Source organism: Campylobacter concisus, assembly GCF_002913745.1.
GTDB classification, from domain to species: domain Bacteria; phylum Campylobacterota; class Campylobacteria; order Campylobacterales; family Campylobacteraceae; genus Campylobacter_A; species Campylobacter_A concisus_R.
In genome coordinates this window covers 1-24,694 of the sequence record NZ_PPCG01000054.1, presented here as the reverse complement: position 1 = coordinate 24,694, position 24,694 = coordinate 1, and the positions used below count along the sequence as shown (strand labels likewise).

Genomic DNA, 24,694 nt, shown 5'->3' with positions numbered 1-24,694 from the left:
CGCTTGATTTAGTATCGCTTGTATTTATAACAAGTGCTATGTCGCCGTTTTTGAGCCTATCTTCAACGTTTGGTCTGCCCTCACTTATCTTATAGACAAACTCAGCCTCAACGCCAGCTTTGCTTAAAATTTTATGCGTACCACCAGTTGCGATGATGCTAAAGCCAAGCGCTATTAGCTCTTTTGCAAGATCAGGTGCGTAAGATTTATCAGCGTCAGCTAGTGTTAAAAATACTCTGCCTTTGCTTGGCAAAGTGTTGCTAGCAGCAATCTGACTCTTTGCAAATGAGCTTGCAAAATCGTGACTTATGCCCATTACTTCACCCGTACTCTTCATCTCAGGACCAAGGATGAGATCGGCGCCACTTAGCTTATTAAACGGCAACACGCACTCTTTTACGCAAATATGCGAGCTAACGCGAGGTTTTAGGATGTCGCCATCTTCATAAACCACTTTGTAATCATCATAAAATTTAAGCGCCTCACGTAAATTTCCCTGCCACATAACTCTTGTCGCTACTTTTGCCATAGGTACGCCAGTAGCCTTGCTCACAAACGGCACGGTCCTGCTCGCGCGAGGATTTACCTCGATCATATAAAGCTCGTTTTCATAGATGGCAAACTGGATATTCATAAGTCCAACAACGCCTAAATTTAGCGCGATATCTCTGGTTTGCTTCTCCACTTTTTTTATCATTTCATCACTTAAACTCATCGGTGGCAATATGCAAGCTGAGTCACCGGAGTGAATTCCAGCCTCCTCGATGTGCTCCATTATCGCGCCTATATAGACCTCTTTGCCATCACATATCGCATCTACGTCGAGCTCTTTTGCATCTTGTAAAAATTTATCAAGTAGCACTGGCGAGTGGTTGCTAACCTTTACCGCCTCGCTCATATACTCTTTTAGCTCGCTCTCGTTATGCACCCTTCTCATAGCCCTGCCGCCTAGAACGTAGCTTGGACGAACGAGCACTGGGTAGCCGATAGTCGCGGCCTTTTGCAAGGCTTCTTCTAGGCTAGTGGCGGTGTCATTTTTAGGCTGAAGGACGCCTATTTTATTTATAAATTCGCTAAATTTCTTTCTATCCTCGGCCACGTCGATCACTCTTGCGGTTGTGCCGATGATCTTAGCGCCGATAACGCTTAGGCGTTTTGCAAATTTAAGCGGAGTTTGACCTCCAAAATGCACGATCACGCCGTCTGGCATTTCGCGCTCGATGACTGATCTAACGTGCTCAAAATCGATCGGCTCAAAATACAAAATATCGCTCGTGTCGTAGTCGGTTGAGACGGTTTCTGGGTTGCAGTTATACATTATCGTTTTTATGCCAAGGTCTCTTAGGGCGTAGCTTGCATGCACGCAGCAGTAGTCAAACTCTATGCCCTGGCCGATCCTGTTTGGACCGCCGCCTATTATCATCACCTTTTTAGCGTCTTTTACAGGCTCTTTTTTAGGAAATTTAGTGATATTTGTGGTTGAGTAAAGATATGGCGTTAGCGCCTTAAATTCGCCCGCGCAAGTATCGACCTCGTTGTATTCAAGCTCGATACCAAGCTTTTGCCTAGCAAAATAGATATCATTTTGGCTAAGCTCAAGATCGTCTTTTTCATTTATAAGCACAGCTATCATCTTGTCTGAAAAGCCCATACTTTTGGCCTCTCGCAGTAGCTCTTCGTTGTTTAAGATATCCATGTCGATCTTATCTTCAAATTTAACTATCTCGTAAATTTGCTCCAAAAACCAAGGATCGATCTTGCTAAACTCATGCACCTCAGCCGCGCTAAAGCCATCTCTAAAGGCTTGCGCTAGATATAAAATTCTTCTCTCATTTGCATTTCTGATGCCATAAATCAAAGCGTTTTTCTCTAAACTAAGGCTGTTAAATCCGCAAAGATCGCGCTCTAAGCTGCAAAGTGCCTTTTGGATACTCTCTTTAAATGTCCTACCTATCGCCATAACCTCGCCAACTGACTTCATCGCAGTGCCTAAATATGGGTTTGATCCCGGGAATTTCTCAAATGTAAAGCGTGGAATTTTTGTCACAATGTAGTCGATCACCGGCTCAAAGCTAGCAGGCGTGCCAGTTATGTCGTTTTTGATCTCATCTAGGCTAAAACCAACTGCGAGCAGTGTCGCGACCTTTGCGATCGGATAGCCAGTAGCCTTACTTGCTAGCGCTGAGCTTCGGCTAACGCGTGGATTCATCTCGATAACGATCATACGGCCAGTTTTTGGATCTATGGCAAACTGCACATTGCTGCCGCCCGTATCAACGCCGATCTCACGAAGTATGGCAAAACTAGCGTCACGCATAGCCTGATACTCTTTATCTGTGAGTGTGAGTGCTGGTGCGACCGTGATGCTATCACCTGTATGAACGCCCATTGGGTCAAAATTTTCGATCGAGCAGACGATAATGCAGTTATCGTTTCTATCTCTAATGACCTCCATCTCGTACTCTTTCCAGCCAAGCAAGCTCTCTTCTATCAAAATTTCATGTATCGGGCTTGCGTCAAGGCCAGTGTTGGCTAGCTCTTTAAATTCGTCCATATTATAAGCCACACCACTTCCTGCGCCACCAAGCGTGTAGCTAGCTCTTATGATGAGCGGAAAGCCTATCTCGTTTGCCGCATTTAGCGCGTCGTCCATGTTGTAGGCATATCTACTCTCAGGCAGGTCCATGCCGATCTTTTGCATGGTCGCTTTAAAAATTTGTCTATCTTCGCCCTTTTTTATCGCTTCTGGGTTTGCACCAAGAAATTTGACATCCTTTAAAAGGCCACTCTCAAAGACCTCCATCGCAGCATTTAGCGCCACTTGACCGCCCATCGTTGGCAAGATGGCGTCAATATTTTCTTTTTCGATGATCTTTAAAATGCTATCTTTTGTGATCGGTTCTATATACGTTGCGTCGGCGAAATTTGGGTCAGTCATGATGGTGGCTGGGTTTGAGTTTATGAGCACTACGCGATATCCAAGCTCTTTTAGCGTCTTGGCTGCTTGCGTGCCTGAGTAGTCAAATTCGCAGGCTTGACCGATGACGATAGGGCCTGAGCCGATTAGTAAAATGGTATTTATATCTGTTCTTTTTGGCATCATTTTTCCTTTGTTACAACGTATAGGTAGTTTGGTATGTTTAGCTTCGCATAGGGCTCAACTATCACGCTTTGATAGGAGCTCTCTTTTAAAATTTTACTCACGCGCCCTACTGGCACCCCACTAAAAAATATCCCGTCAAGCCCGCTCGTAAAGACCTCGTCGCCCTCTTTTGGGCTGAGCCATTGTGGGATAAATTTCACCATTATTTGACCTTGATTTCCATGCGCGACGCCTGGAATTTTGTCATTTCCTATATAGACTGCAAATATACTTTTTGGGTCATTTTGCAAGTATGCTAGCGGCTTGCCGTCTTTTGCGATAACGATGCCGGCGCTACTTCCTTGATAGATGAGCCCGTAAATTTTATTTGGGTCGTATCCTTCAAACTCGCTTATCCAAATTTTATTATAATCCCCGATATGCACATAGCTAAGCCCTTTTACTAGCTTTACAGCTGGGGCGTAGGCAGTTGAGTTTTTATCTTTTAAAATTTGATTTAGCTCGTTTGCAAAAGTAGATAGAAGCGTAGCTGAGCGCTCTAGCTCTTTGTTTTGCGCTCTTAGTTTTTCTATCTCACTAGCCTGCCTAAAATATTCATTTATATAATCTTTCACGCTTTTGGCAAAATTGTCGTATGAATTTATAGCGTAGTTGCTAAATTTGATAGAGATGTTGCTTAAAATTTCGCCCTTAAACATCGAGGCGCCAGCAAGCAACGCTATAAAAACAAAAAGAACAATCTTACTCTTCATTTGTTAGCTGTTGTAAAAGTCCGATCTCTTGAAGTGCCTTGCCTGTGCCTCTAGCAACAGCAAGAAGCGGCTCATCAGCTACAAATACTGGAAGCTTAACGATATCAGACAAGAACTTGTCAAGCCCTCTAATAAGCGCTCCACCGCCAGTTAGCACGATACCAGTCTCGACGATATCGCCAGCAAGATCAGGCGGCATCATCTCAAGCACAGTTTTTAGCGCATCTGCGATCTCTTTTAGTGGCTCTCTCATCGCCTCTCTCACATCCTCGCTTGTTAGCTCAACCCTACTTAAAAGACCGCTCACTTGATCGCGTCCTTTTACCACTACGCTTAGCTCTTTTTCAAGCTGCACAGCAGAGCCCACAGCGATCTTTATCTCCTCGCCTGTTCTCTCGCCTATTAGTAAGTTGTATTTTTCTTTTATGTAATTAACTATGCTGCTATCTATTTTGTCGCCAGCTGTGCGGATAGATTTTGATATTACCAGACCGCCAAGTGAGACGACTCCGATCTCAGTCGTACCACCGCCGATATCAACTACAAGGTTGCCTTGCGGCTCACGAACTGGTAAATTTGCTCCGATAGCTGCTGCCATAGGCTCTTCTATCAAAAATACCTCTCTAGCTCCTGCGCTTAGTGCGCTCTCTCTAACAGCCTTTCTCTCAACCTGAGTAAGTCCGTAAGGAACTGAGATGATGATCCTTGGGCGTAAGAAATTTTTCCTTCTATGGGTCTTTTCTATAAAGTAGCGTATCATCCTCTCTGTCATGTCAAAGTCCGCGATAACGCCATCTCTCATCGGTCTTATCGCCTCGATGTCGCCAGGAGTTTTTCCCACCATCTCTTTTGCAGCGTGGCCGACTGCTAAAATTTTTTGTTTTCCATATTTCTCACGTCTTACCGCAACAACTGATGGTTCATTTATGATTATTCCCTTATCTTTTACCAAAACCAAAGTGTTTGCCGTACCTAAATCTATACCCATATCACTTGAGAAAAAACCTATAACCTGATCTAAAAACATCTATTTCCTTTACGCTATTTTCTTGTCGTGTTTTATTAAAATTGGCTTTGCACCATCTTTTACCGTCTCTTTTGAGATCACGATATCGTAGTCTTTTAGCTCTGGCAGATCATACATTATATCTGTCATGAGCTCTTCCATTATGCTTCTAAGCCCTCTTGCTCCAGTCTTTCGCTCGATAGCAAGGCTCGCTATCTCTTCAAGCGCCTCATCATCAAATTTAAGCGTAGCGCCGTCGATCGCACAAAGCTTTTGATATTGTTTTAATATCGCATTTTTTGGCTCGGTCAAAATTTTAACCATATCCTCTTTTGTTATCTCATTTAAAGTAGCCACCACGTGAAGTCTGCCGATTAGCTCTGGGATGAGGCCGTATTTTACAAGATCGTCTGGCTCAAGTAGGCTTAGTAAATTTTCTTTTTCGTTTTTGCCACGTTTTTCTTGGTTAAAGCCAAGTACGTTTTTGCCAACTCTGCGCTCGATAATGTCAAGAAGTCCGTCAAATGCACCGCCGCAAACAAATAAGATATTTGTCGTATCTATCTGGATGAAGTCTTGATTTGGATGCTTTCTGCCGCCTTTTGGTGGGATATTTACGACGCTACCTTCGATGATCTTTAAAAGCGCTTGCTGCACGCCTTCGCCTGAAACGTCTCTTGTGATGCTTCTGTTTTCGCTCATTCTAGCGATCTTATCGATCTCATCGACAAATACAATGCCCTGCTCCGCCTTTTTCACGTCGCCATTTGCAGCTTGCAAGAGCCTTGTAAGGATATTTTCAACATCCTCGCCGACATATCCAGCCTCAGTTAGGCTTGTCGCGTCGCAAATCGCAATAGGCACGTCAAGAAATCTTGCCAAAGTCTGAGCCATCAACGTCTTGCCGCTTCCGGTTGGACCAACAAGCAAGATGTTTGATTTTGAAATTTCAGTATCGTCTTTGATGTCGCTTTGTTTAAAAATTCTCTTATAGTGGTTATATACGCCGACGCTAAAGACCTTTTTAGCCCTATCTTGACCGATCACGTAGTTATCAAGTACCGCTTTTAGCTCCTTTGGTGTGAGCTTTTGGTACTCTATCGCCTCATCGTTTTTACTCTCTTCTACACTCGTATCACCATGTATCATATCGTATGCTGCTGCTATACAGTACTCGCATATATAGGCGTTTCCTTCGATATCTGCTAATAATCTTCTCTCAGCAGACTCAGCCTCGCCACAAAAATTACACTTTCTAGCCATTAATCTCTTCCTTTTGCAAGTGGAATTCCTCTTGTCGTTTCTAATATAAATTTACACATTTTTTTAACATTTTCGTCGCTGGTTTTTGCGATCAGCTCGTTTGCTTGATCTTTTAGGCTGATGCCTTGATTAAACAAAAATTTATAAGCGCGAACAAGCTCTTCAACCTGCTCTTTGTCAAATCTACGCCTAATGCCAACTAAATTTAAGCTTCTTATATAAGCTCTGTTGCCCTCAGCTAGGCAAAATGGCACTACATCTTGGCTAAGCGCGCTTGCCCCTGCGACCATGCAGCTTTCCCCTACTCTAACAAACTGATGAATAGGCGTAAGACCGCCCACAACAGCGTAGTCGCCAAGCTCGACGTGGCCTGCTAGAGTTGCGTTATTTGCCAAAATGACATTGCTGCCTATTATGCAGTCGTGTGCGATGTGAGAATATGCCATGATAAAGGCGTTATCGCCGATCCTTGTTATACCATCGCCCTTGTGCGTGCCTGAGTTTATAGTGCAAAACTCACGTATAGTTGCGTGCTCGCCGATGATGACGCCAGTATCGACCTCATCTTTATAGCTGATATCTTGCGGGATGTCGCCCACGATCGCGTAGCTAAATACACGAGAGTTATCGCCGATCCTCGTCTTGCCAAGCACCCTTGCGCCTTGTTTTATCGTGACGTTGTTGCCAAGGACCGCATCTTTACTTACAAATGCGTAAGCCTCGATATTTGCGTCATCTCCAATGATCGCTCCATCTTCTATAACTGCTGTTTGGTGGATATTTTTCATTGTCTCTCTTTTTTAAGCAAAAGCCTATTTATCGACTATCATCGCTTTAAGTTCAGCCTCGGCGCATAGCACATCATCAACATATGCTTTGCCCTCAAGCACCCAGATATTGCCTTTGTGTTTTAATACATTTAATCTATACTCTAGCCTATCTCCAGGGCGGACTGGATGGCGAAATTTCGCTCCGTCTATGCTCATAAAATAGACTACTTTGTTTTCAATGCCAGCTTGATGCTCGTCGCTCATGCTCTTAAACGCTAGCACGCCGCCAGCTTGTGCCATGCCTTCAATGATCATCACGCCAGGATAGATCGGGTGACCTGGGAAGTGCCCCTGAAATATCGGCTCGCCAATGGTTACATTTTTATAAGCGACGATGTTTTTTGCAGGCTCTAGCTCGACAACTCTATCGATAAGCAAAAAAGGAAATCTATGTGGGAGAATTTTTTGAATTTCTACGACGTCTATCACGTTTTAGCCTTAGTAATGTAAATTTTGGCAGATTGTAACAAATTTATACTAAGAAAAAAATTATTAGCCTCTCTTAAAAATCTCTGAAATTTAGCTTTGATTAATTTAAATTTAGTGCTCTAAAACCAAAATTTCTTCGCTGTCATTATAAAAAACAGCCTTTGCATAAATTTCGTAGCTACCCTTTTTGACCTCATCTAAGATAATGATAGGATTTTGCGAAAACTCCCCACATATCTGCCTACGAAATTTCATCTCAGCGTCAAGCTCAAGCGGTCTTTTACAAAGCTCATCTATGCTTGCAAAATTACTATTTGTAAATTTATTAAAGCGCTCTATGCTCATAAATATTGCGCCCTCTTTTAGCCCATCATTGATCTGGCAGTCATGCTCCACATTTAGCTTTAAATTTTCTCTTTTAAAACCAGAGTAAAGCACAAAGTAGCTCGGTGTCACATGACCTTCAAATTTTACATAAGCACGTAAAAGTCTGTAGTTTAAAAACCGTCTTCTAAAAAGGTGAAATTTCTCTCCCTTTGCCTCGCACTCGCGCACCTTTTTATAAAGCTCAAGCCTCGCTTCTATGCTGCCATAAAGCGCCCTTGCATGTAGCTCGCTCATTAGCTCACTTTGTGGCAAATTTTGCGAGTCCCTCTGTTTTTTTAGTGCAAAGACGCAGCCACAGTAGTTTTGGTGATAGAGCTTGTCTTTTTTAGCGAGGATAAACTGCTCGCTTGTGCCGCCATTTTTTCTATAATCAACTGCAACGGCCTCCAAATTTGAGCCAGCCACCGCCTCATCAAGCGCCTTTTTGAGCTGAGAAAAGTCCTTTTTTGGGCTCATCAAAAGCGTTGTCGTGATCTTACTAAGTCCTAACTCAAGCGCTTTTTTAGCTGAGTCTTTCATACGAAAGTCAAAGCAGTATTCGCACCTTTTGCCCTTTTCTGGCTCATCTTCAAGCCCCTTTGTGCCACCAAGCCACGCTTCGTAGTCGTATTCGCCACATATTAGCTTGATGCCTAGCTTCTCGCAGCTTCGCTTCACGTCCTCAAAACGCAGCAAAAACTCACTATACGGATGTATGTTTGGATCATAAAAATAGCCTACTATTCGCTCATTTGGATGATCTTTTCGTAGGCACTGTAAAAAGTAGTGGCTATCGACAGAGCAGCAGATATGAACTAGCAAATTTGACCTTTTTTGCTTGCATTATATCAAAGTTTATCATCATAAAATTTAGCTGCGTCAAGGTATTTTTTAAGGACATTTTGGCTTGTAAGATCCTCAAATTTACCCCACGCCACTTGTTTGCCAGATTCGATGATTAGCACCTTTTGCGCTATCTTCATCGCACTTAAGATATCATGCGTGATAAAAATAATGCTGATCTTTTCATCCAAGCTTAAAAGCAAATTTATGATCTTTTGCTTCGTCTCATTATCAAGCCCGCTTGTTATCTCGTCGCAGATTAGGATTTTTGGCTTTGAAAGAAGCGCTAGCAGTATCCCAACCCTTGTCGCCTCGCCGCCACTTAGCTGTGATGGATATTTGCCTAAAATTTCATCTTTTAAATTTAAATTAGAGAGAAGCTCTTTGAGCTCATTTTCGCTAAAGCTAAGCTTAAGATACGACCTCACATGAGCGATGGCGGTTTTTACTTTTAGCGCTGGATTTAGGGCTTGTTTTTGGTTTTGCAAGATATATCTGATATCTTTTTTTAGCTCATTTTTGTCTGTGATCTCCTTATCGTTTATATAAATTTTGCCCCCACTTTTTGGCTCGCTAAATGATATGAGCTTTGCAAGCGTGCTTTTGCCGCTACCACTTTGCCCCAAAATGGCTAAATTTTCGCCATCATCAAGCTCGCAACTTATCCCCTCTAAAAGGTGCAGCACTTCAGCTCTAGCGTTAAAATGCTCCTTAAAGCTTAAACTTTTTGATACGTTTTCAAGCCTGATTTTCACGCATTTTCCTTTAAATTTAGTCGCCCATCTCTCATCTGCCAAATTTCATCACTAAGATAGTTTGTTAGCGCCTCATCGTGCGAGATAAAGATGACGCTCATCTTGCCCTTTAAACTCTCCAAGATGCCCGCCACGTGGCTACCGCTAATGCTATCAAGCCCGCTTGTTATCTCATCGCAGATTAAAATTTTTGGCTTCAGGCAAAGCGCCAGAGCTATCTGCACGCGGCTCGCCTCGCCGCCACTTAGCTCGTATGAGTATTTGTGCCAGATGAGATTTGCATTACCCAGCCCAAACTCCTTAAAATAAGCAAACGCAAGCTCTTTATTTGATTTATTATCGCCGCCAAGACAGGCATTAAAGTGATCGCCCACGTTTAAGAGCGGATGAAGGCTTGCAACTGAGTTTTGAAAAACGAGCGCAGCGACCTTTTTTCGGTGCTCTTTTAGCTCATTTTGACTAAGTTTTAAGATATCTTTTTTATAAATGCTAAATTTATCCGCCCTCACTCTAAAATCATCATCAAAAAGCCTTATTAAGCTCTTTGCAAAGAGCGATTTGCCGCTACCACTTGCACCCGTGATACCTATAAATTTACCCTCGCTCATAGTAAAATCAAGCTCTCGCAAAAGCTTCTTATCCTTATAAAAAACGTTTAAATTTTTAATCTCTATCATATTTTTATATTGCCATTTTTTGAATTTGACGTGATGATCGAGGTTGCAAGGATGAGCAAAAAGAGCGTCACGCCAGGGAAAAGCACCATCCACCAAGAGCCAAGAAAAAGCGCCTCTTTGCTCTCATTTAGCATGATGCCAAGGCTTATTTTATTTGCGTCACTACCCACGCCAAAAAAGCCAAGCGTGGCCTCCATGACGACTGCGTTTATCGCGTTTATACCAAAGATGCTAACTACAAGATGCTTTAAATTTGGCAAAATTTCAAAGCAGATAAGGCTAAATTTACCAGCCCCGTTTATCACAGCTTGCTCTGTGTAGTCGCACTTTTTACTAAGTCTTAAATTTTGCATAAAGACTTTTGCGCCCTGCATAAACGAACAAATGGCGATGATAAAAGAGGTTATAAGCAGATCTCCGCTACTAAATGAGCTAAAAAGCATGATAAAAACGATGTTTGGGATACTTAAAAAGGCATCAAGCCCCTTATCAAAAAGGCTCTCACAAACCTTGCTCTTGCTCGTGCCAAAATATGCGTAGATGAGCGAGAAAAGCGTCGTTAAAAAGCCAGCTAGCAGTAAGATAAGAAGCGAGTTTTTAAGCGCGTAGGCCACTCTTATGAGATTATCTCTACCAAGGATGTCAGTGCCAAAGATATGCTCGCTACTTGGGGCTAAATTTACCGCCATAAAGTCAGTGAAATTTGGCTCAAATTTAGAGAAAAACGGCGTCACAAAGGCAAATGTGACAAGTGCCAAAAAGACAAAACAGGCTAGGAAAAATATGACTTTTCTCATAAATTTCTCTTATCTGCCAAGATAGCGAAAATTTTAGCCAGTAAATTTGCAAAAACGACAAAAACAGCCGTTAGTAAAATGGTCGCAAGTGCGACTGGATAGTCTTTGGCGATCACCGCATCAAGGCTAAGCTTGCCTATGCCTGGAAATGAAAAAATGCTCTCAATAACATATGAGCCAGCAAAAACGCCAGCTACAAGGGTTGCGAAATAATAGACTATATCGGTGCTTGCGTGCTTTATGGCAAAGAGATAAATTTTGCCCCGTCCCAAGCCTCTAGCGTGAGCCGTCTGGATAAAGTCAGCGTTTAGGCTTTGATTTAGCCTGTCTCTTACAAATTTCACGTTTGCGCCAAGGTGTGGCAAGATGATGGCAAGCGTTGGCAAGATGATAAAATTAGCCCCTACTCCGCTAGAGCCTAGCTCGTTTGCGCCAGAGCTTGGCAGCACGTTTAGATAGACGCTAAAGATCGCTATTAGCACAAGTGCGATGTAAAAATGCGGTAGTGATGCCAGCAAAAACGAGCTAAAATTTATAAAGATGTCGGCAAATTTATTTTTATAAATGGCACTTAAAAGCCCCAAGAAAAAGGAGAAAAGAGCTATTAAGACAAATGAGCACACAAACAAAATAAGTGAGTTTAAAAGTCTTTCTTTAATGAGCAAAGATACGCTTGCCCCACTTACAAAGCTGGCGCCAAAGTCCCCCGTGACAAAGTGAGCCAGCCACCTAAAATACTGCACGAAAAAGTTATCTTTTAGCCCCAAATTTTCTAAAATTTGCTCTTTTATAGCCACGCTCACAGCCTCACTTCGCAAAAACATCGCATCAGTGACGTTTCCTGGCAAAAAATATATGAGCAAAAATAGAAAAAATGAGATAAAAAACAGCAATCCAAGGCTTGAGATCGCTGTTTTTAAAATGGCTCTAAACAAAGTTTTTATCCACTATTTTACTTGCCACTCTCTTATGTTCCATAAAAATCCAGCCCCATGGTGGCCCAAAATTTGCGTCTTTATGCCTGAAATTTTGTTGTTAAAAACGAGCGGATAGTCAAGATAGGCTATAAAAATGTAAGGTGGATTTTCAAAAAGCGCTTTTAGAAATTCTTTGTAGTATTTTTTCCTAAGTTCCACGTCCTTTGTATATCTCGCGTTTTTTAGGGCAAGATCGACGTTTGCGTCCTTGTAGTGGCTAAAATTCCAGCCATTTTCATTGACATCGATGTCGGCAAATCCGCCAAAAATTCTATATGTGTGAAAGTCTGGATCAAACGGGCTTCCCCAGCCGATCACAAAGCTATCAACCTTGCTTATACTAAAGGCTGTTTTTGGCTTTGCGTAGGCTTTGGCTCTTACGCCAAATTTCTCAAACTCGCTGCTTAAAATTTTGGCTAGATTGACCCTTAAGATGTCGTTATTAAAGGCATAGATGTCAAAGCCAAGCTCCTTGCCGTCCTTTTCAAAAAAGCCAGCCTTGTTTTTCTTAAAGCCACTTTTTTCAAGTAGCTCTTTTGCCTTTTGCGGATCGTAGCTAAATTTAAACTCGCTGTCATTTGCAAAGCTTTTTTCTATCGGGTTGTTCGCTACGCTTGCATATCCGTGAAATAGTTTTTTAACGATCTCATCTTTATTAACCGCGTAGTTTAGGGCGATCCTTACATTTTTATCTTGAAAGATAGGATCATTAAAGTTAAACATCAAAGCTCTATAGTCCGCACTTTTAAACTTAAGCAAGCTTAATTTTTTATCATCTTTTATGAAATTTACACCTGTTGGAGAGATGAGCGCAACGTCGATCTCACCGCTTTTAAGCCCTACAAGTCTTAAATTTTCATCGCCAACTATCTTTAAAAATAGCCTTTTTATCTTTGGCTCACCTTTATAGAATTTCTCATTTGCCGCAAATTCCAAACTCTCATCTTTTTTCCATTTTACAAGCTTGTATGCGCCAGTGCCAATAGGAGCGTCATTAAATTTATCAGTTGCGATATCTTTACCCTTTAAAATGTGCTCAGGCAAAACGCCAAAGCTAAGCGCATCTAAAAACGGCGGAAAAGGCTCTTTTAGCGTGATCTTTACCTTATAATCGCCCAAAATTTCAACGCTTTTTACCACCTCGTAGTTTGAGATAGCAGGCGCGTTTAGCTTTTTATCTTGAGCCGCTTCGATGGTAAATTTAACATCCTTTGCGCTAAATTTCACCCCGTCATGCCAAAAAGCATCATCTCTTAGCTCAAAAACATACTCTAGCCCGTCATCGCTCACCTGCCAAGACTTGGCAAGCTCTGGCACGACGTGGCTATTTTCATCGTGGCTAGTAAGTCCAGAAAAAACCAGCGAAAGCGTAGGATCGTGATCCTCGTCGTAGAGTGGATTTATACGAGGTGTTTGCTCCTCGATAGCGATCACAACGGCATTTTCATTTGCATAAGCAAAGGCAGAAAACAACAAAAACAATAAAGCCAAAAATCTCTTCATCACTCGCTCCTTTGTTTAAAAAATATTTGACGAATAGTAATACGAAATGCATAAAAGTGTTATTAAGATAAATGTAAATTCAATGTATAGAAAATTTAAAATTTCTAACTAACTTTTAACCTTTTTTAAAGTAAAATCAAGGCTCATTTTAGCTAACAAAAAGGTAAATTTCACAATGGATAAAAAGAAAAAAATAGCCCTAATCACCGGCATCTGCGTAGTCTCACTTTTGCTTATCTACACGCTTCTTGGCTTTTTTGGTCTGCCTTATGCTATCAAAAATATCGCGCCAAAATACCTAAAAGACTACAACGCAACGCTTTTTGTAAGTGATGCTAAATTTAACCCATTTACCTTCGAGCTAAACGCTACAAATGCCGAGCTAAACACCACTTCTCCACTTTTTAGCACGAAGCAGATCGACCTTAAGCTAAAGCCATTTTCTATCTTTAAAAAGCTAGTTGAGATAGACATTTTTAGGCTAGATGAGCCAAAAGTAAAGATCACAAGAGATAAAAAAGCAAATTTTAACTTTAGCAATTTTATAAGCGATGATAACGCAACTAGCGAAGATAACAGCACCAGCTCGATAAATTTCGCGCTAAATAACGCAAAAATCATCAAAGGCTCATTTTCATATAGCGATCAAAATTTAACAAAGCCATTTAATGTAAGCTTTGATGATATAAACTACGAGCTAAGCTCGCTAAATACGAAGGAAAATAGCGCAGGTAGTCACATATTTGACTCAAACTCAAGCCTCGCTCATAAGATCGATCTAAATGGCGATATCAAGCTAAATCCACTAAAAATAGAGGGCAACGTCAGCATAAAAGACTTTAGCATAAAGCCAGTTGCGATAAGTTTTATCGACAATGACACGTTAAATCTAAAAAATGCCATTATAAACTTAAAGATAAACTACGCTTTAAATGCCGATGAGAACGCAACTAAAATAAATTTAAAAGATGGCTTTTTAAATGTAAAAGGGCTAAATTTAAACGAGGGCGAAAATGAAGTAAGCCTTGGCGAGCTAGAGCTTCCAAAATTTGATCTTGTTAGCAAGATAGCTGACAAAACAGAGGCTGCGCTAAATTTAAGTGCCATAAATTTAAATGATATCTCTTTTAAAAATGCTATCGCTGCGAGCGTAAAATCACTAAATTTAAGTGATATTTCGCTTCTTGCAAATTTAAATGAAAAAAGCGAGCTAAATGCCACAGCCAAGCTAAAAAGCGTAGGCGCAAACGCTCTTAAAATAGATGAAGCAGATAGAAATTTAGCAAATTTAAAAGATATAAATGCTTCAAATTTAAATATAAATTTAGCAAATAACAAAACCGCGCTAACGCTTGAAAAAATAGTACTTAATGGCATCAATGCGCCACTTAGCAAAAGCGCAAGTGCAAATGTAGCAAGTGCTGGCGTGACAAATACAAATTTTACAATGGATGGCAACAAGAGCCTTGCGAGCCTTGATGAGCTAAATGTAAAAAACATAGAGCTTAAAGCAAAAAATAAAGATATAGTAAGCGTCGCTGATGTGGGGGTAAAGAGCATAAGCTTTGATCTTTTAAAAATGGCTCTAAATATCACTAGTGTCGATGTTAATAAGCCTAAATTTACTTCAGAACTAAACGACAATGGTCTAAGCGCTGTAAATGAGCTAGGATTTGGCGAGCAGAGCGCAAAACCTGCAAAAGCGGCAAAACACACTAAAAAAGTAGAGAAAAAAGCTGAAAATAAAAGTGCTTCAAAAAGCAAAGAAAATGAGTTTAAATTTGATATGAAAAATATAAGCGTAAATAACGCAGATATCGCTTTGACGCATCTTTTTGAGGGCGAAAAGATCGCTCATAAATTTGATAATCTTTTTGTAAAAGTAGCAAATTTAAGTAGCGATTTTAGCAAGCCATTTGATGCAAAAGTGGCGATGAAAAGCTCACAAAAGCTAAATTTGGATATTGATTCAAAGATAAAGATCGAGCCACTTGATGCAAGCGCTAAAATCAAGCTAAATGATACAAATTTACCAAAGTATTTTGCCTACGCAAAGCCCTTTTTAGAGGCCGATCTAGCTAGCGGACAGCTTGAGAGTAGCGCTGAGATAAGCTACGCAAAAGATATCAAAGCAGACGCAAAAGTTAGCATCAAAGATATAAGGCTAAATGGCAAAAAATCTGAAAAACTAATCGCCTTTAAAAGCCTTGATCTTGAAAAAATTTCATTTGCCAAAAATGACCTTGCCATAAGCGGAGTGAGCTTAAATTCGCCATTTATCAAGGCTCATCTAAGCAAAGAGCGTAAATTTAACCTATCTCAGATCGTAAAAGAGGATAAAAATAAGGCTAAAACCGAGGCAAAACCTGAGAGCAAAAAAGCAGCTAGCAAGAAAGATGACGAGCTAAAATTTAGCGTGAAAAACTTCTCTTTAAAAAATGGCGAGGTTGATTTCTCGGACGCATCGCTATTTATGCCATTTGCCACAACGATCTCAAAGCTAAATGGCAAGCTCACTGACATCGATAAAAAGCGCCCAAACTCAGGCGAGTTTCAAGGCGTGGTTGGTAAAAATGGCTTTGCGCAGATCACTGCAAAACTCTTTCCGTTTGAGCTAAAGCAAAATACCGACATAAAGCTTGACTTTAAAGATATCGATCTAACTGATATAACGCCATATAGTGGGCAGTTTGTGGGCTATAAGATCAAAAAAGGCAAGCTAAATTTAAACCTAAACTATAGCGTAGCCGACTCAAAACTAAATGGCTCAAATTTCATAAATTTTGACTCACTTACACTTGGAGAGAAGGTTGATTCAAAAGATGCTGTAAATTTACCACTTTCGCTTGCTATCTCGATACTTAGCGATCAAAATAATCAAATAAACATCAACCTGCCAGTTGAGGGAAATTTAGACGATCCTGACTTTAAATATGGCGGCGTCATCTGGGCTGCAGTAAAAAAACTCTTTGCTGACATCACGCTAGCTCCGTTTAGATTTTTAGGCAACGCCCTAGGACTTGGCAGCAAAGATCTTAGCTCTATTGATTTTCTTGCTGGAAGTAGCGAGCTTATAAGCTCAGAAGCGCCTAAGATAGCTGATTTTATAAAGCTAACTGGCTCAAAACCTAAAATGAAGCTTAGCATAACGCCAACATACTCAAAACTAGATGAGAGCTTTTATAAAAATAAAAAACTAGATCAAAAGATCAATCAAATCATCGCTTCAAGCGGCAAAGACTACATCGCAGTTTTAAATGAGCTTGTGCCAAATTTAAAAGATAGAAACGAAAAAGCCTTAAGAGAAGAGGCGCTAAAAGGCATCGAGGTTGATAAAGAAAAGCTAATAGAGCTTGCAAATGAGCGAGCAAATGCGGTAAAAGAGGCGCTTATAAAAGCTGGGCTTGAGGCTGGTCGCATAAATATAAACGATGCGACAAGCTCAGAGCCTAAGCAAAACACCTACACAAGCGTGCTAATGGGAGTGGCGAACTAAATTTCATTTATTTCGCTACTTCTTGCGTTATAGACAAACCAGCTAAGAAGCATAAGCATCATAAATGCCCCAAAAATGAGGCTTGCGTAAAAATATAAATTAAAATCAGCTCCTAGCAAATTTGCGTTGTGAAGGGCGATCATAACGCCAGCTAAGGCGATTAAGTAGCCAATTAGCTTGATGATGAAAATTTTAGGATTTATAAGGATCAGCAAAAGGCCACAAAGTATGATGCCAAGGGCTATTTGTAAATTTGAAACGTCAGCTTGAGCGCTTGAAGTAAGTGTTAAAAGGCCAGCTAAAAGCGCCATTAGCATCATCAAAACTGCATAAACCGCCCTGCTTCGTCCAAAGCCATACATAAAGCAAACAAAGCCCTTATTTTGCCTGTTATAGTCCATTTTTCGCTCCTTTTGGAAGTTTGCTTATTTTAATGCCAAATTCTTAAATAACGGCTTTAATCTGAAATTTCACTCATTTTGGCTAATATTTTGCATCTTAAAAAAGGAGCAAAAATGCCTTATGTTAATATCAAAATAGCAGGCCCAGAGCCGACAAAGGAGCAGAAAGATCAAGTATTTCACGAGGTGACAGATACGCTTGTGAGGGTGCTTGGCAAGAAAAAAGAGGCGGTTATGATATTTTTAGAAACTCACGACGCGAGCAACATCGGCGTAGCAGGCGAGAGTGTAGAGGATAAAAGAAAGGGGATAAAATGAGCGAATTTAGCAAAGCAGACATTGAAAGAAAGATAACGCTTGAAGTTGGCGATAAAGCGCCAGAGTTTGAAGCGCTAAATCAAGACGGCGTAAAGGTCGCATTAAAGGACTTTGTAGGCAAAAACGTGGTGCTCTACTTCTATCCAAAGGACAACACTCCAGGCTGCACGACTGAAGCTTGCGAATTTAGCGCAAACTACGATCAGTTTATCAAAAATGACACCGTCATCATCGGAGTTAGCCCAGATAGCGTGAAGTCGCATGTGGGCTTTATCGCAAAGCAAAATTTAAAGCACATCCTCTTAAGCGATGAGGATAAAGAAATTTCAAAGCTTTATGGCGTTTGGCAGGTCAAGAAAAACTACGGCAAAGAGTATCTTGGTATCGCCAGAAGCACCTTTGTGATCGGCAAAGACGGCAAGATAGCTAAAATTTACAAAAGCGTAAAAGCCAAAGACCACGCCGAAAAAGTGCTAGCTGATCTAGTAAAATAAGGAGCAAAGATGAAGCTTATAAAAATGCTAATTTTAAGTGCGTTTTTTGCGCTAAATTTATCAGCACTGACTGAAGGTGTGGAGTATCAAACTCTAGCAAAACCACTTAACGTGCCTAAAAACTCAGTCGTCAAGGTCTTTAGCTACGACTGCCCTCACTGCTATAAATTTGACCGAACGATCACAAGAAAGCTGATGTCAAAGCTTGACGGGGTCAAATTTATCCCATATCACCTAAGCACCAAAGGCAAGCTTGGCGAGACAACAAGTAAAATTTTCGCCGCTCTTATATCGATAGATGAGGCAAATGGGACTGATCTGCTAAGCGATGAGTCTAAATTGAAGCAAGCTAAATTTGCGATCTACAAAGCAAGACACGATGAAAAAGATGACTTTAATGACGGCAAAGATAAGCAAAGATTTATAGATCTAGCGCTAAATGCAGCTCACGTAAGCAAAGACGAGTATGAAAAAGCGCTAAGCTCAGAGCGTGCAAAAGAGCTTTTAAACGAGTGGTTTGCCTCTTATGATGTAGCAAGTATCAGCGGTGTGCCAGCCTTTGTAGTCAGCGGCAAATATCTGATAAATTTAAGCGCAGCATCATCGATCGATGAGATGGCAAAGACGATAAAAGAGCTTTTAGATAAGTAACTTTAGCCTAAATTTTACGGACATTTTGGGCTTAGAAATGTAAATTTAAAGCAATTTTAGATAAACTCGGATCAAATTTCTAAAAAAGAAAGGTTTAATTATGAACGCTTCAGAATTCATCTGGATGGATGGAAAACTAGTAAAATGGGACGATGCGAAAGTACACGTTCTAACTCACTCTTTGCACTACGCTAACGCTGTATTTGAGGGAACAAGAGCTTATAAAACAAAAAAAGGTCTAGCTATTTTTAGACTAAAAGACCACACAAAAAGACTTTTAAGATCAGCAAAAATGACCGTTTTAAACGTGCCTTACACTGAAGAAGAGCTTGAAAAAGCACAGATCGAGCTACTTCGCGCAAATAAATATAACAGCAACGTCTATATCCGCCCACTTATCTTTTTAGGATACGGCGTAATGGGCGTAGCGCACACAAAAGCACCAGTGCAAACTGCTATCGCTTCATGGGAGTGGGGTGCATATCTTGGCGATGAAGGCCTAGAAAAAGGCATCAGAGTTAAAATTTCAAGCTTTGCTAAACTTGCTCCTGCTGCTCAAATGAACAGAGCAAAGGCTAGCTCAAACTACCTAAGCTCGCAAATGGCAAACTACGAAGCAAAAGAGGCTGGATACGACGAGGCGCTACTTCTTGATAGCGAGGGCTTTGTGGCTGAAGGTCCAGGCGAGTGCTTTTTTATCGTTGAAAACGGCGCATTGATCACTCCACCAAACGACAACAGCCTACTTAGCATCACTCAAGATACAGTCATAAGACTAGCTCACGATCTTGACATCGAAGTAAGAAGAGAGCGCATCACAAGGGATCAAGCATACACAGCTGACGAGGCGTTTTTCACTGGCACTGCAGCTGAAGTAACGCCGATAAACAGCATAGATAACCGCATCATCGGCAACGGTGCTAGAGGCGAAGTGACAAAGAGACTACAAAAAGCTTACTTTGACGTAGTTTATGGTCTAAACAAAAAATACGAATCATTTTTAACATATATTTAAGATTTAAAGGAACGAAATGCCCGCTGATTTAAATGATTATTTCAACAAAAAAAAGCCAGGTAATGACAACAGGGGCTCAGGTCAAAATAATGACAAAGAGCCACCTTTTAAAAAGGATTTTAAAATGCCAAATATACCAAGTGGCTTTGGCAAATTTGGTGCGCTAGCCTACATCATAATCGCCATTATCGCGATCCTTGCTATCACTCAGCCATTTAAAGTGATACACTCAGGCGAGGTCGGCATCAAAGCCACAGCGGGTAAATATGAGCCAAATCCTTTACAACCAGGATTTCACTTCTTTTTGCCATTTATCCAAGATATCATCGTAGTTGATACTAGAGTTAGGATCATCAACTACACTTCAGGCGAAGATATGGGCGAGAGCTTGCAAAAGTCTTATCAGGGAGCTGGAATTTTACGCAAAAACTCAATATCAGTTTTGGACGCTAGAAATTTACCAGTTAGCATCGATATCACCGTGCAATACCGCCTAAATCCAGAAAATGCACCACAAACTATCGCATCTTGGGGTCTTAGTTGGGAGAGCAAGATCGTTGATCCTGTCGTGCGCGATGTGGTTCGCAGCATCGCTGGTAAATACACAGCCGAAGAGCTGCCAACTAAGAGAAACGACCTAGCAAGGCAGATAGATGAGGGCATAAGAAAAGACATCGACTCTCAGCCAAACAAGCCAGTCGAGCTCCTAACAGTGCAGCTTCGTGAGATCATCTTGCCTTCAAAGGTAAAAGAGCAGATCGAGCGTGTCCAGATCGCTAAACAAGAGGCTGAGAGGACAAAATACGAGGTCGAGCGTGCAAATCAAGAGGCTCTAAAACAAGCTGCCCTTGCAGAAGGTACTGCAAAAGCTGCTATCATCGAAGCAAAGGGTAAGGCCGATGCTATCAAGATCGAGGCTGACGCGACTGCGTATGCAAACAAAGAGATCGCAAAAAGTGTCGATCAAAATTTATTAAATTTAAAGCAGATCGAGACACAAAATAGATTTAACGATGCTCTTAAAGAGAACAAAGATGCCAAAATTTTCTTAACACCTGGCGGAGCTGTGCCAAATATCTGGCTAGATGCAAAAGATAGGGCAAAAGCTAGCTCGGTTAGCGAAAGGTAAAAATGAATAGCGTAGCAAAAAGTATAGACTGGCAAAAGGTTGGTGGATTGCTCCCGGTGGTGGTTTGCGATCACGCTACAAACGAGGTTTTGATGCTTGCTTATATGGACGAAGAAGCACTAAATTTAAGTCTATCTAGCCGCTACGCTCACTACTTTTCACGCACCAAAAATAGAATTTGGAAAAAAGGCGAAGAGAGTGGCAACACGCAAGAGATCAAGGTTGCGTTTTTAGACTGTGACAACGACACTTTACTTTTAAAAGTCGTTCAAAATGGAGACGCTGCTTGTCACACTGGGGCAAGGTCTTGCTTTTTTAACGAGATAAATTTAGAAAATTTAGAAATTTCTGATCAAAAAAGCGAGGTTAAAAAGCCAAGCTACGGCGTCATTGACGAACTTTATCACGTTATAGAAGATAGAAAGCTAAATGCTGATCCGCAAACTTCATACGTGGCAAGCCTTTTTAAAAAGGGTGAAAATCAAATTCTAAAAAAAGTTGGCGAAGAGGCTACAGAGCTTGTTATGGCGGCAAAAGAGCTTAGTTTTGCCAAGCAGATAAAACAAAATGAGCAAAAAGCAAAAAATGACCTCATCTATGAAGCAGCCGATCTTTGCTTTCACACACTTGTGGCACTTTCAGCCCACAACATACATCCAGATGCCGTCAAAAACGAGCTTGCAAGGCGTTTTGGCATGAGTGGCATCGAAGAAAAAAGATCGCGAGATGTTAAATAGCATCAAGCATAACATACTTTTCATACTTCAAAACGCCAAACTTATCGACTTTCTAGCCTATGGTTGGGTCTTTTTAGCCTTTATATTTATCGTGCTTTTAGGAATTTTCGTCGCGATAAAATCATGGTGGCAGATAGGATTTTTATTTATCCTAGCTGGTTTTTTGGGACTTTTCGCAGGTAACTACTACACAAACAAATATATAAATGAAAATCTAAGACCAGTTAGCATAAGCAAAATAAACACAAAACAGCTTCAATATGTCGATGCGTTGATGGTTGATTTTAACATCACAAATAATTCAAACTACACATTAAACGTTTGCAAAATCGAGCTTGGCTTTTACCTTGGCTCAAAACAAAGCACGAGAAATTTTCTAAATTCGCTAAACCCTTTTGCTAAAAAAAGGATCATTTTAAATGAAGCGCTTTTGCCAAAGCAGAGCAAGCAGATAAGAGAATTTGTCAATGACTTTGCCTTCATTGACTACAATATCACCAAAAAAGCGGAGTGTTTTTGATGAGTTCAAACTACTTTACCATCGTTCATATCATCGTGCTTTTCGCGATCGCACTACTTTCTATTTTATTTCTTGTGCTCTCGCTTAGAGCCGAGCGAAAGCTATTTTTATCACTACTTTTTACAAACATTTTGGTCTCAACCACGCTTGCCATTTTTTTGATGCTAGTTCTTGATAAATACACCAAAAAAGGCATAGTCGAAGGCGTAAAAAGCGAGCGAGTGTTAAGAAATGAAAGCATTGTATTTCGTGGTCAAGTAAGAAATGTCGGTAAATTTACCATTAGCAAATGCACCCTTACAATTAAGCTTATTAATCAACCGCTAAATAAAAACGATCTTGGTGGCGAGGCATTTTTTAAACCAAGTGGACTCTCATTTTTCTCATGGTTTATTGGAGGCGATGAGGAGGAGAGACCAAACACTGTGGCATATAAATTTGACGTAGCTCAAAATTTACCAAAGCAAAAAGCAGTGCCATTTACTGTGACTATGCCCTATCCGCCATATTTTAAAAATGGTATGAATATCACAAAACTTAGTTGCTACTAATAAATTTAGATAAATTTTTAGTCCTTATTGTGTTTCGCAAGTGACTATAAACTGGCTAAATTTCTTTTAAATTTAAAATAGCTCGATCTAAAAATTTGGCTTATATATAAGATAAGAAATTTTAAACCAAAGCCAAAAGGCAATGGTTTAAAATTTAGTTTTAATGTCTTGAAAGATAGTTTGTATCGTAGTTGTTGCTTAAAAAGTCTTTGTTTTCCATCATGGCGATGTGAAAGTCTTTTGTTGTTTTGATGCCACTTATTATGAGCTGATCAAGAGCTACTTTCATCTTGTGGATCGCTCTGTTTCTATCAGTGTCCCAAACTACGAGCTTACCGATCATACTGTCATAATACGGCGGTATAGAGTAGTCTTGGTAGATGTGGCTATCCATTCTCACGTTGCGGCCGCCTGGGCAGACATATTTTGTGATCTTGCCAGGGCACGGTGTGAAGGTGTTTGGATCCTCAGCTGTGATCCTGCACTCAATCGCATGGCCTTTTAGCTCGATGCTCTTTTGTGAAGGTAGCTTTTCGCCCTCAGCCACTTTTATCATAAGCTCAATGATATCAAGCCCACTTACCATTTCGCTTACTGTGTGCTCAACTTGGAGCCTTGTGTTCATCTCGATGAAGTAAAAGTCTAAATTTTTATCAACCAAAAACTCAAACGTACCTGCTCCCTCGTAGCCGATCGCTTTTGCCGCTTTTATGGCAGTTTCATGTAGCCTCTCTCTTGTTTTTTCATCAAGCAAGATAGCTGGGCTCTCTTCGATCAGCTTTTGGTGACGGCGCTGCATAGAGCAGTCGCGCTCGCCTATGTGAAGCACGTTGCCGTGGCTATCGCCGATGATTTGAACCTCGATGTGGCGTGGATTTAGGATATATTTTTCCATATACATTGTGCCATCGCCAAATGCACTCATCGCCTCGCTCTCAGCCGACCAAAATGCTTTTTCTAAATCAGCCTCTTTTTCAACCACGCGCATACCACGTCCGCCACCACCTGCCGCAGCTTTTAGTATGACAGGATAGCCGATCTTTTTGGCTAGCTCTTTTGCAGCTTTTGTATCAGCCACAGCGCCGTCTGAGCCAGGGATGACTGGCACGCCAGCTCTTTGCATGACCTGTTTTGCCTTGCTCTTATCGCTCATCAAAGCCATCGCAGCAACGCTTGGTCCAATGAATTTGATCTTGTGATGCGAGCAAATTTCAACAAAATTTTGATTTTCACTTAAAAAGCCATAACCTGGAAAGATGGCGTCTGCTTCGCTGATCTCAGCTGCGCTTATGATAGCTGGGATATTTAGGTAGCTATCACTTGAGCGCTCTTTACCGATGCAAATAGCCACGTCTGCGTATTTTACATAAAGCGCGTCTTTGTCAGCGGTTGAATAAACTACAACGGCTTCTTTACCCATCTCCTTTATCGTTCGCAAAGCACGAAGAGCGATCTCACCGCGGTTTGCGATTAAAATTCTTTTTAATTCCATTAATTTTTCTCCACGCCAAATAACGGCAATCCAAACTCAACTGGCTGTCCGTCAGAGACTAGCATCTCAGTGATCTGGCAGTCAAATTCAGCCTCGATCTCATTCATGATCTTCATAGCTTCGATGATGCCCACTACATCGCCTTTTCTCACTCTTTGACCTACTTTTACAAATGGAGCAGCGCCTGGGCTTGGAGCAGCGTAGAAAGTACCTACCATAGGAGATTTTATGCTATCTTTTGGCGAATTTGCAGCTGGTTTTACCTCTGAACTAACGACAACATTTACAGGTGTTGGCGCTGGAGCTGCTGCTTGTGCCACTGGCTTTGCAGGCGCACAATAATCAGCAAATTTCTCTACCTCGACCTCAAAATCACCACTTTTTATCTTGATATGATTCATCTCCATACCATTAAAAAATTCGATAAGCTCTTTTATATCTTCTTTTTTCATAGAAAATTCTCCTAAATTTTTATATAAGTTTCTAATTGTAGCGAAAAATAGATAAAAATTTTTTTTATGACATAAAAATTTATCTTTCTAAATATAATTACAGCTATCTAAAACTTTTACTTTTGTCTACTTTTTCG

Annotated in this window: 24 protein-coding genes; 9 read left to right on the top strand and 15 right to left on the bottom strand. The window is 40.8% G+C overall.

Translation table 11 applies throughout. From position 1 onward, the window contains the following. The 12 genes from carB to CYO90_RS07155 form a co-directional block, all read right to left on the bottom strand. Positions 1 to 3,100, bottom strand: a 3,100-nt coding sequence (carB, locus tag CYO90_RS07210; RefSeq protein ID WP_103579010.1) for a carbamoyl-phosphate synthase large subunit, incomplete at its 3' end; no start/stop codon positions are given. Then, on the bottom strand, positions 3,100 to 3,855 hold the full coding sequence (gene mreC / locus CYO90_RS07205; RefSeq protein WP_004317872.1) for a rod shape-determining protein MreC: 756 nt from the start codon (positions 3,853 to 3,855) through the stop codon (positions 3,100 to 3,102). The genes mreC and carB, both read right to left, overlap by 1 nt. After that, on the bottom strand, positions 3,845 to 4,882 hold the full coding sequence (locus CYO90_RS07200) for a rod shape-determining protein (RefSeq protein WP_002939972.1): 1,038 nt from the start codon (positions 4,880 to 4,882) through the stop codon (positions 3,845 to 3,847). Before CYO90_RS07200 ends, mreC begins: the two co-directional genes overlap by 11 nt. A gap of 9 nt (positions 4,883 to 4,891) precedes the next feature. Then, positions 4,892 to 6,124 carry an ATP-dependent Clp protease ATP-binding subunit ClpX gene (gene clpX / locus CYO90_RS07195; RefSeq protein ID WP_103579009.1) on the bottom strand — a complete coding sequence of 411 codons (1,233 nt, stop codon included), beginning with the start codon at positions 6,122 to 6,124 and terminating at the stop codon, positions 4,892 to 4,894. Next, positions 6,124 to 6,912, bottom strand: coding sequence for an acyl-ACP--UDP-N-acetylglucosamine O-acyltransferase (lpxA, locus tag CYO90_RS07190; RefSeq protein WP_009295380.1), 789 nt, complete (start codon positions 6,910 to 6,912; stop codon positions 6,124 to 6,126). Before lpxA ends, clpX begins: the two co-directional genes overlap by 1 nt. A gap of 24 nt (positions 6,913 to 6,936) precedes the next feature. Beyond that, positions 6,937 to 7,383, bottom strand: a complete 447-nt coding sequence (gene fabZ, locus CYO90_RS07185; protein ID WP_004317884.1) for a 3-hydroxyacyl-ACP dehydratase FabZ — start codon at positions 7,381 to 7,383, stop codon at positions 6,937 to 6,939. 111 nt (positions 7,384 to 7,494) lie between these two features. Continuing rightward, a complete protein-coding gene (locus CYO90_RS07180; RefSeq protein WP_103579008.1) occupies positions 7,495 to 8,571 on the bottom strand; it encodes an epoxyqueuosine reductase QueH in 1,077 nt (358 codons plus the stop codon). Positions 8,572 to 8,597: 26 nt separating this feature from the next. Further along, complete coding sequence (locus tag CYO90_RS07175; protein ID WP_103579007.1) at positions 8,598 to 9,347, bottom strand: ATP-binding cassette domain-containing protein; 750 nt, start codon at positions 9,345 to 9,347, stop codon at positions 8,598 to 8,600. Next, positions 9,344 to 10,024, bottom strand: coding sequence for an ATP-binding cassette domain-containing protein (locus tag CYO90_RS07170; protein WP_103579006.1), 681 nt, complete (start codon positions 10,022 to 10,024; stop codon positions 9,344 to 9,346). The genes CYO90_RS07175 and CYO90_RS07170 overlap by 4 nt, the downstream gene beginning before the upstream one ends. Beyond that, positions 10,021 to 10,821, bottom strand: coding sequence for an ABC transporter permease (locus tag CYO90_RS07165; RefSeq protein ID WP_103579005.1), 801 nt, complete (start codon positions 10,819 to 10,821; stop codon positions 10,021 to 10,023). The genes CYO90_RS07170 and CYO90_RS07165 overlap by 4 nt, the downstream gene beginning before the upstream one ends. Then, positions 10,818 to 11,756 (bottom strand): ABC transporter permease, encoded by a 939-nt coding sequence (locus tag CYO90_RS07160; RefSeq protein WP_103579004.1) that lies wholly within the window; start codon positions 11,754 to 11,756, stop codon positions 10,818 to 10,820. The genes CYO90_RS07165 and CYO90_RS07160 overlap by 4 nt, the downstream gene beginning before the upstream one ends. Before the next feature lie 12 nt (positions 11,757 to 11,768). Beyond that, a complete protein-coding gene (locus CYO90_RS07155) occupies positions 11,769 to 13,301 on the bottom strand; it encodes an ABC transporter substrate-binding protein (RefSeq protein ID WP_103579003.1) in 1,533 nt (510 codons plus the stop codon). 175 nt (positions 13,302 to 13,476) lie between these two features. On the opposite strand from CYO90_RS07155, the gene CYO90_RS07150 reads away from it, so the two are divergent. Continuing rightward, positions 13,477 to 16,797, top strand: coding sequence for a DUF748 domain-containing protein (locus CYO90_RS07150; RefSeq protein WP_103579002.1), 3,321 nt, complete (start codon positions 13,477 to 13,479; stop codon positions 16,795 to 16,797). On the opposite strand, the gene CYO90_RS07145 is transcribed toward CYO90_RS07150, so the two are convergent. Further along, positions 16,794 to 17,198 carry a hypothetical protein gene (locus CYO90_RS07145; RefSeq protein WP_103579001.1) on the bottom strand — a complete coding sequence of 135 codons (405 nt, stop codon included), beginning with the start codon at positions 17,196 to 17,198 and terminating at the stop codon, positions 16,794 to 16,796. The two genes, CYO90_RS07150 and CYO90_RS07145, sit on opposite strands and share 4 nt — an antisense overlap. Before the next feature lie 114 nt (positions 17,199 to 17,312). Here CYO90_RS07145 and CYO90_RS07140 point away from each other — a divergent pair, with 114 nt between their 5' ends. The 8 genes from CYO90_RS07140 to CYO90_RS07105 all read left to right on the top strand — a co-directional run bounded on the left by CYO90_RS07140 (position 17,313) and on the right by CYO90_RS07105 (position 22,613). Then, a complete protein-coding gene (locus CYO90_RS07140; RefSeq protein ID WP_103579000.1) occupies positions 17,313 to 17,516 on the top strand; it encodes a tautomerase family protein in 204 nt (67 codons plus the stop codon). After that, the gene (gene bcp / locus CYO90_RS07135) at positions 17,513 to 18,010 is read left to right on the top strand and encodes a thioredoxin-dependent thiol peroxidase (RefSeq protein WP_103578999.1); all 498 of its coding nucleotides are present in this window, start codon (positions 17,513 to 17,515) and stop codon (positions 18,008 to 18,010) included. The genes CYO90_RS07140 and bcp overlap by 4 nt, the downstream gene beginning before the upstream one ends. 9 nt (positions 18,011 to 18,019) lie before the next feature. Next, positions 18,020 to 18,661, top strand: a complete 642-nt coding sequence (locus CYO90_RS07130) for a thiol:disulfide interchange protein DsbA/DsbL (protein ID WP_103578998.1) — start codon at positions 18,020 to 18,022, stop codon at positions 18,659 to 18,661. A gap of 100 nt (positions 18,662 to 18,761) precedes the next feature. After that, positions 18,762 to 19,676, top strand: a complete 915-nt coding sequence (locus CYO90_RS07125) for a branched-chain amino acid transaminase (RefSeq protein ID WP_002939975.1) — start codon at positions 18,762 to 18,764, stop codon at positions 19,674 to 19,676. A gap of 16 nt (positions 19,677 to 19,692) precedes the next feature. Beyond that, entirely contained in the window at positions 19,693 to 20,805 is a 1,113-nt protein-coding gene (locus CYO90_RS07120; protein ID WP_103573688.1) for a prohibitin family protein, read from the top strand. Positions 20,806 to 20,807: 2 nt separating this feature from the next. Then, positions 20,808 to 21,542, top strand: coding sequence for a bifunctional phosphoribosyl-AMP cyclohydrolase/phosphoribosyl-ATP diphosphatase HisIE (gene hisIE, locus CYO90_RS07115; RefSeq protein ID WP_103578997.1), 735 nt, complete (start codon positions 20,808 to 20,810; stop codon positions 21,540 to 21,542). Continuing rightward, positions 21,532 to 22,062 (top strand): DUF2393 family protein, encoded by a 531-nt coding sequence (locus CYO90_RS07110; protein ID WP_103578996.1) that lies wholly within the window; start codon positions 21,532 to 21,534, stop codon positions 22,060 to 22,062. The genes hisIE and CYO90_RS07110 overlap by 11 nt, the downstream gene beginning before the upstream one ends. Next, a complete protein-coding gene (locus tag CYO90_RS07105; protein ID WP_103578995.1) occupies positions 22,062 to 22,613 on the top strand; it encodes a DUF2393 family protein in 552 nt (183 codons plus the stop codon). Before CYO90_RS07110 ends, CYO90_RS07105 begins: the two co-directional genes overlap by 1 nt. A 160-nt stretch (positions 22,614 to 22,773) precedes the next feature. On the opposite strand, the gene CYO90_RS07100 is transcribed toward CYO90_RS07105, so the two are convergent. Both CYO90_RS07100 and accB read right to left on the bottom strand, forming a co-directional pair. Next, positions 22,774 to 24,105, bottom strand: coding sequence for an acetyl-CoA carboxylase biotin carboxylase subunit (locus CYO90_RS07100; RefSeq protein WP_004317853.1), 1,332 nt, complete (start codon positions 24,103 to 24,105; stop codon positions 22,774 to 22,776). Further along, complete coding sequence (accB, locus tag CYO90_RS07095) at positions 24,105 to 24,557, bottom strand: acetyl-CoA carboxylase biotin carboxyl carrier protein (RefSeq protein WP_087583527.1); 453 nt, start codon at positions 24,555 to 24,557, stop codon at positions 24,105 to 24,107. Before accB ends, CYO90_RS07100 begins: the two co-directional genes overlap by 1 nt. Positions 24,558 to 24,694: the final 137 nt, after the last annotated feature.

Coding starts and splice junctions, on each gene's coding strand:
- accB (WP_087583527.1), bottom strand. CDS start 24,557: ATGAAAAAAGAAGATATAAAAGAGCTTATCGAATTTTTTAATGGTATG.
- bcp (WP_103578999.1), top strand. CDS start 17,513: ATGAGCGAATTTAGCAAAGCAGACATTGAAAGAAAGATAACGCTTGAA.
- CYO90_RS07110 (WP_103578996.1), top strand. CDS start 21,532: ATGTTAAATAGCATCAAGCATAACATACTTTTCATACTTCAAAACGCC.
- clpX (WP_103579009.1), bottom strand. CDS start 6,124: ATGGCTAGAAAGTGTAATTTTTGTGGCGAGGCTGAGTCTGCTGAGAGA.
- CYO90_RS07100 (WP_004317853.1), bottom strand. CDS start 24,105: ATGGAATTAAAAAGAATTTTAATCGCAAACCGCGGTGAGATCGCTCTT.
- CYO90_RS07150 (WP_103579002.1), top strand. CDS start 13,477: ATGGATAAAAAGAAAAAAATAGCCCTAATCACCGGCATCTGCGTAGTC.
- CYO90_RS07170 (WP_103579006.1), bottom strand. CDS start 10,024: ATGATAGAGATTAAAAATTTAAACGTTTTTTATAAGGATAAGAAGCTT.
- mreC (WP_004317872.1), bottom strand. CDS start 3,855: ATGAAGAGTAAGATTGTTCTTTTTGTTTTTATAGCGTTGCTTGCTGGC.
- CYO90_RS07200 (WP_002939972.1), bottom strand. CDS start 4,882: ATGTTTTTAGATCAGGTTATAGGTTTTTTCTCAAGTGATATGGGTATA.
- CYO90_RS07165 (WP_103579005.1), bottom strand. CDS start 10,821: ATGAGAAAAGTCATATTTTTCCTAGCCTGTTTTGTCTTTTTGGCACTT.
- CYO90_RS07120 (WP_103573688.1), top strand. CDS start 19,693: ATGCCCGCTGATTTAAATGATTATTTCAACAAAAAAAAGCCAGGTAAT.
- hisIE (WP_103578997.1), top strand. CDS start 20,808: ATGAATAGCGTAGCAAAAAGTATAGACTGGCAAAAGGTTGGTGGATTG.
- CYO90_RS07155 (WP_103579003.1), bottom strand. CDS start 13,301: ATGAAGAGATTTTTGGCTTTATTGTTTTTGTTGTTTTCTGCCTTTGCT.
- CYO90_RS07145 (WP_103579001.1), bottom strand. CDS start 17,198: ATGGACTATAACAGGCAAAATAAGGGCTTTGTTTGCTTTATGTATGGC.
- CYO90_RS07140 (WP_103579000.1), top strand. CDS start 17,313: ATGCCTTATGTTAATATCAAAATAGCAGGCCCAGAGCCGACAAAGGAG.
- lpxA (WP_009295380.1), bottom strand. CDS start 6,912: ATGAAAAATATCCACCAAACAGCAGTTATAGAAGATGGAGCGATCATT.
- CYO90_RS07125 (WP_002939975.1), top strand. CDS start 18,762: ATGAACGCTTCAGAATTCATCTGGATGGATGGAAAACTAGTAAAATGG.
- CYO90_RS07105 (WP_103578995.1), top strand. CDS start 22,062: ATGAGTTCAAACTACTTTACCATCGTTCATATCATCGTGCTTTTCGCG.
- CYO90_RS07130 (WP_103578998.1), top strand. CDS start 18,020: ATGAAGCTTATAAAAATGCTAATTTTAAGTGCGTTTTTTGCGCTAAAT.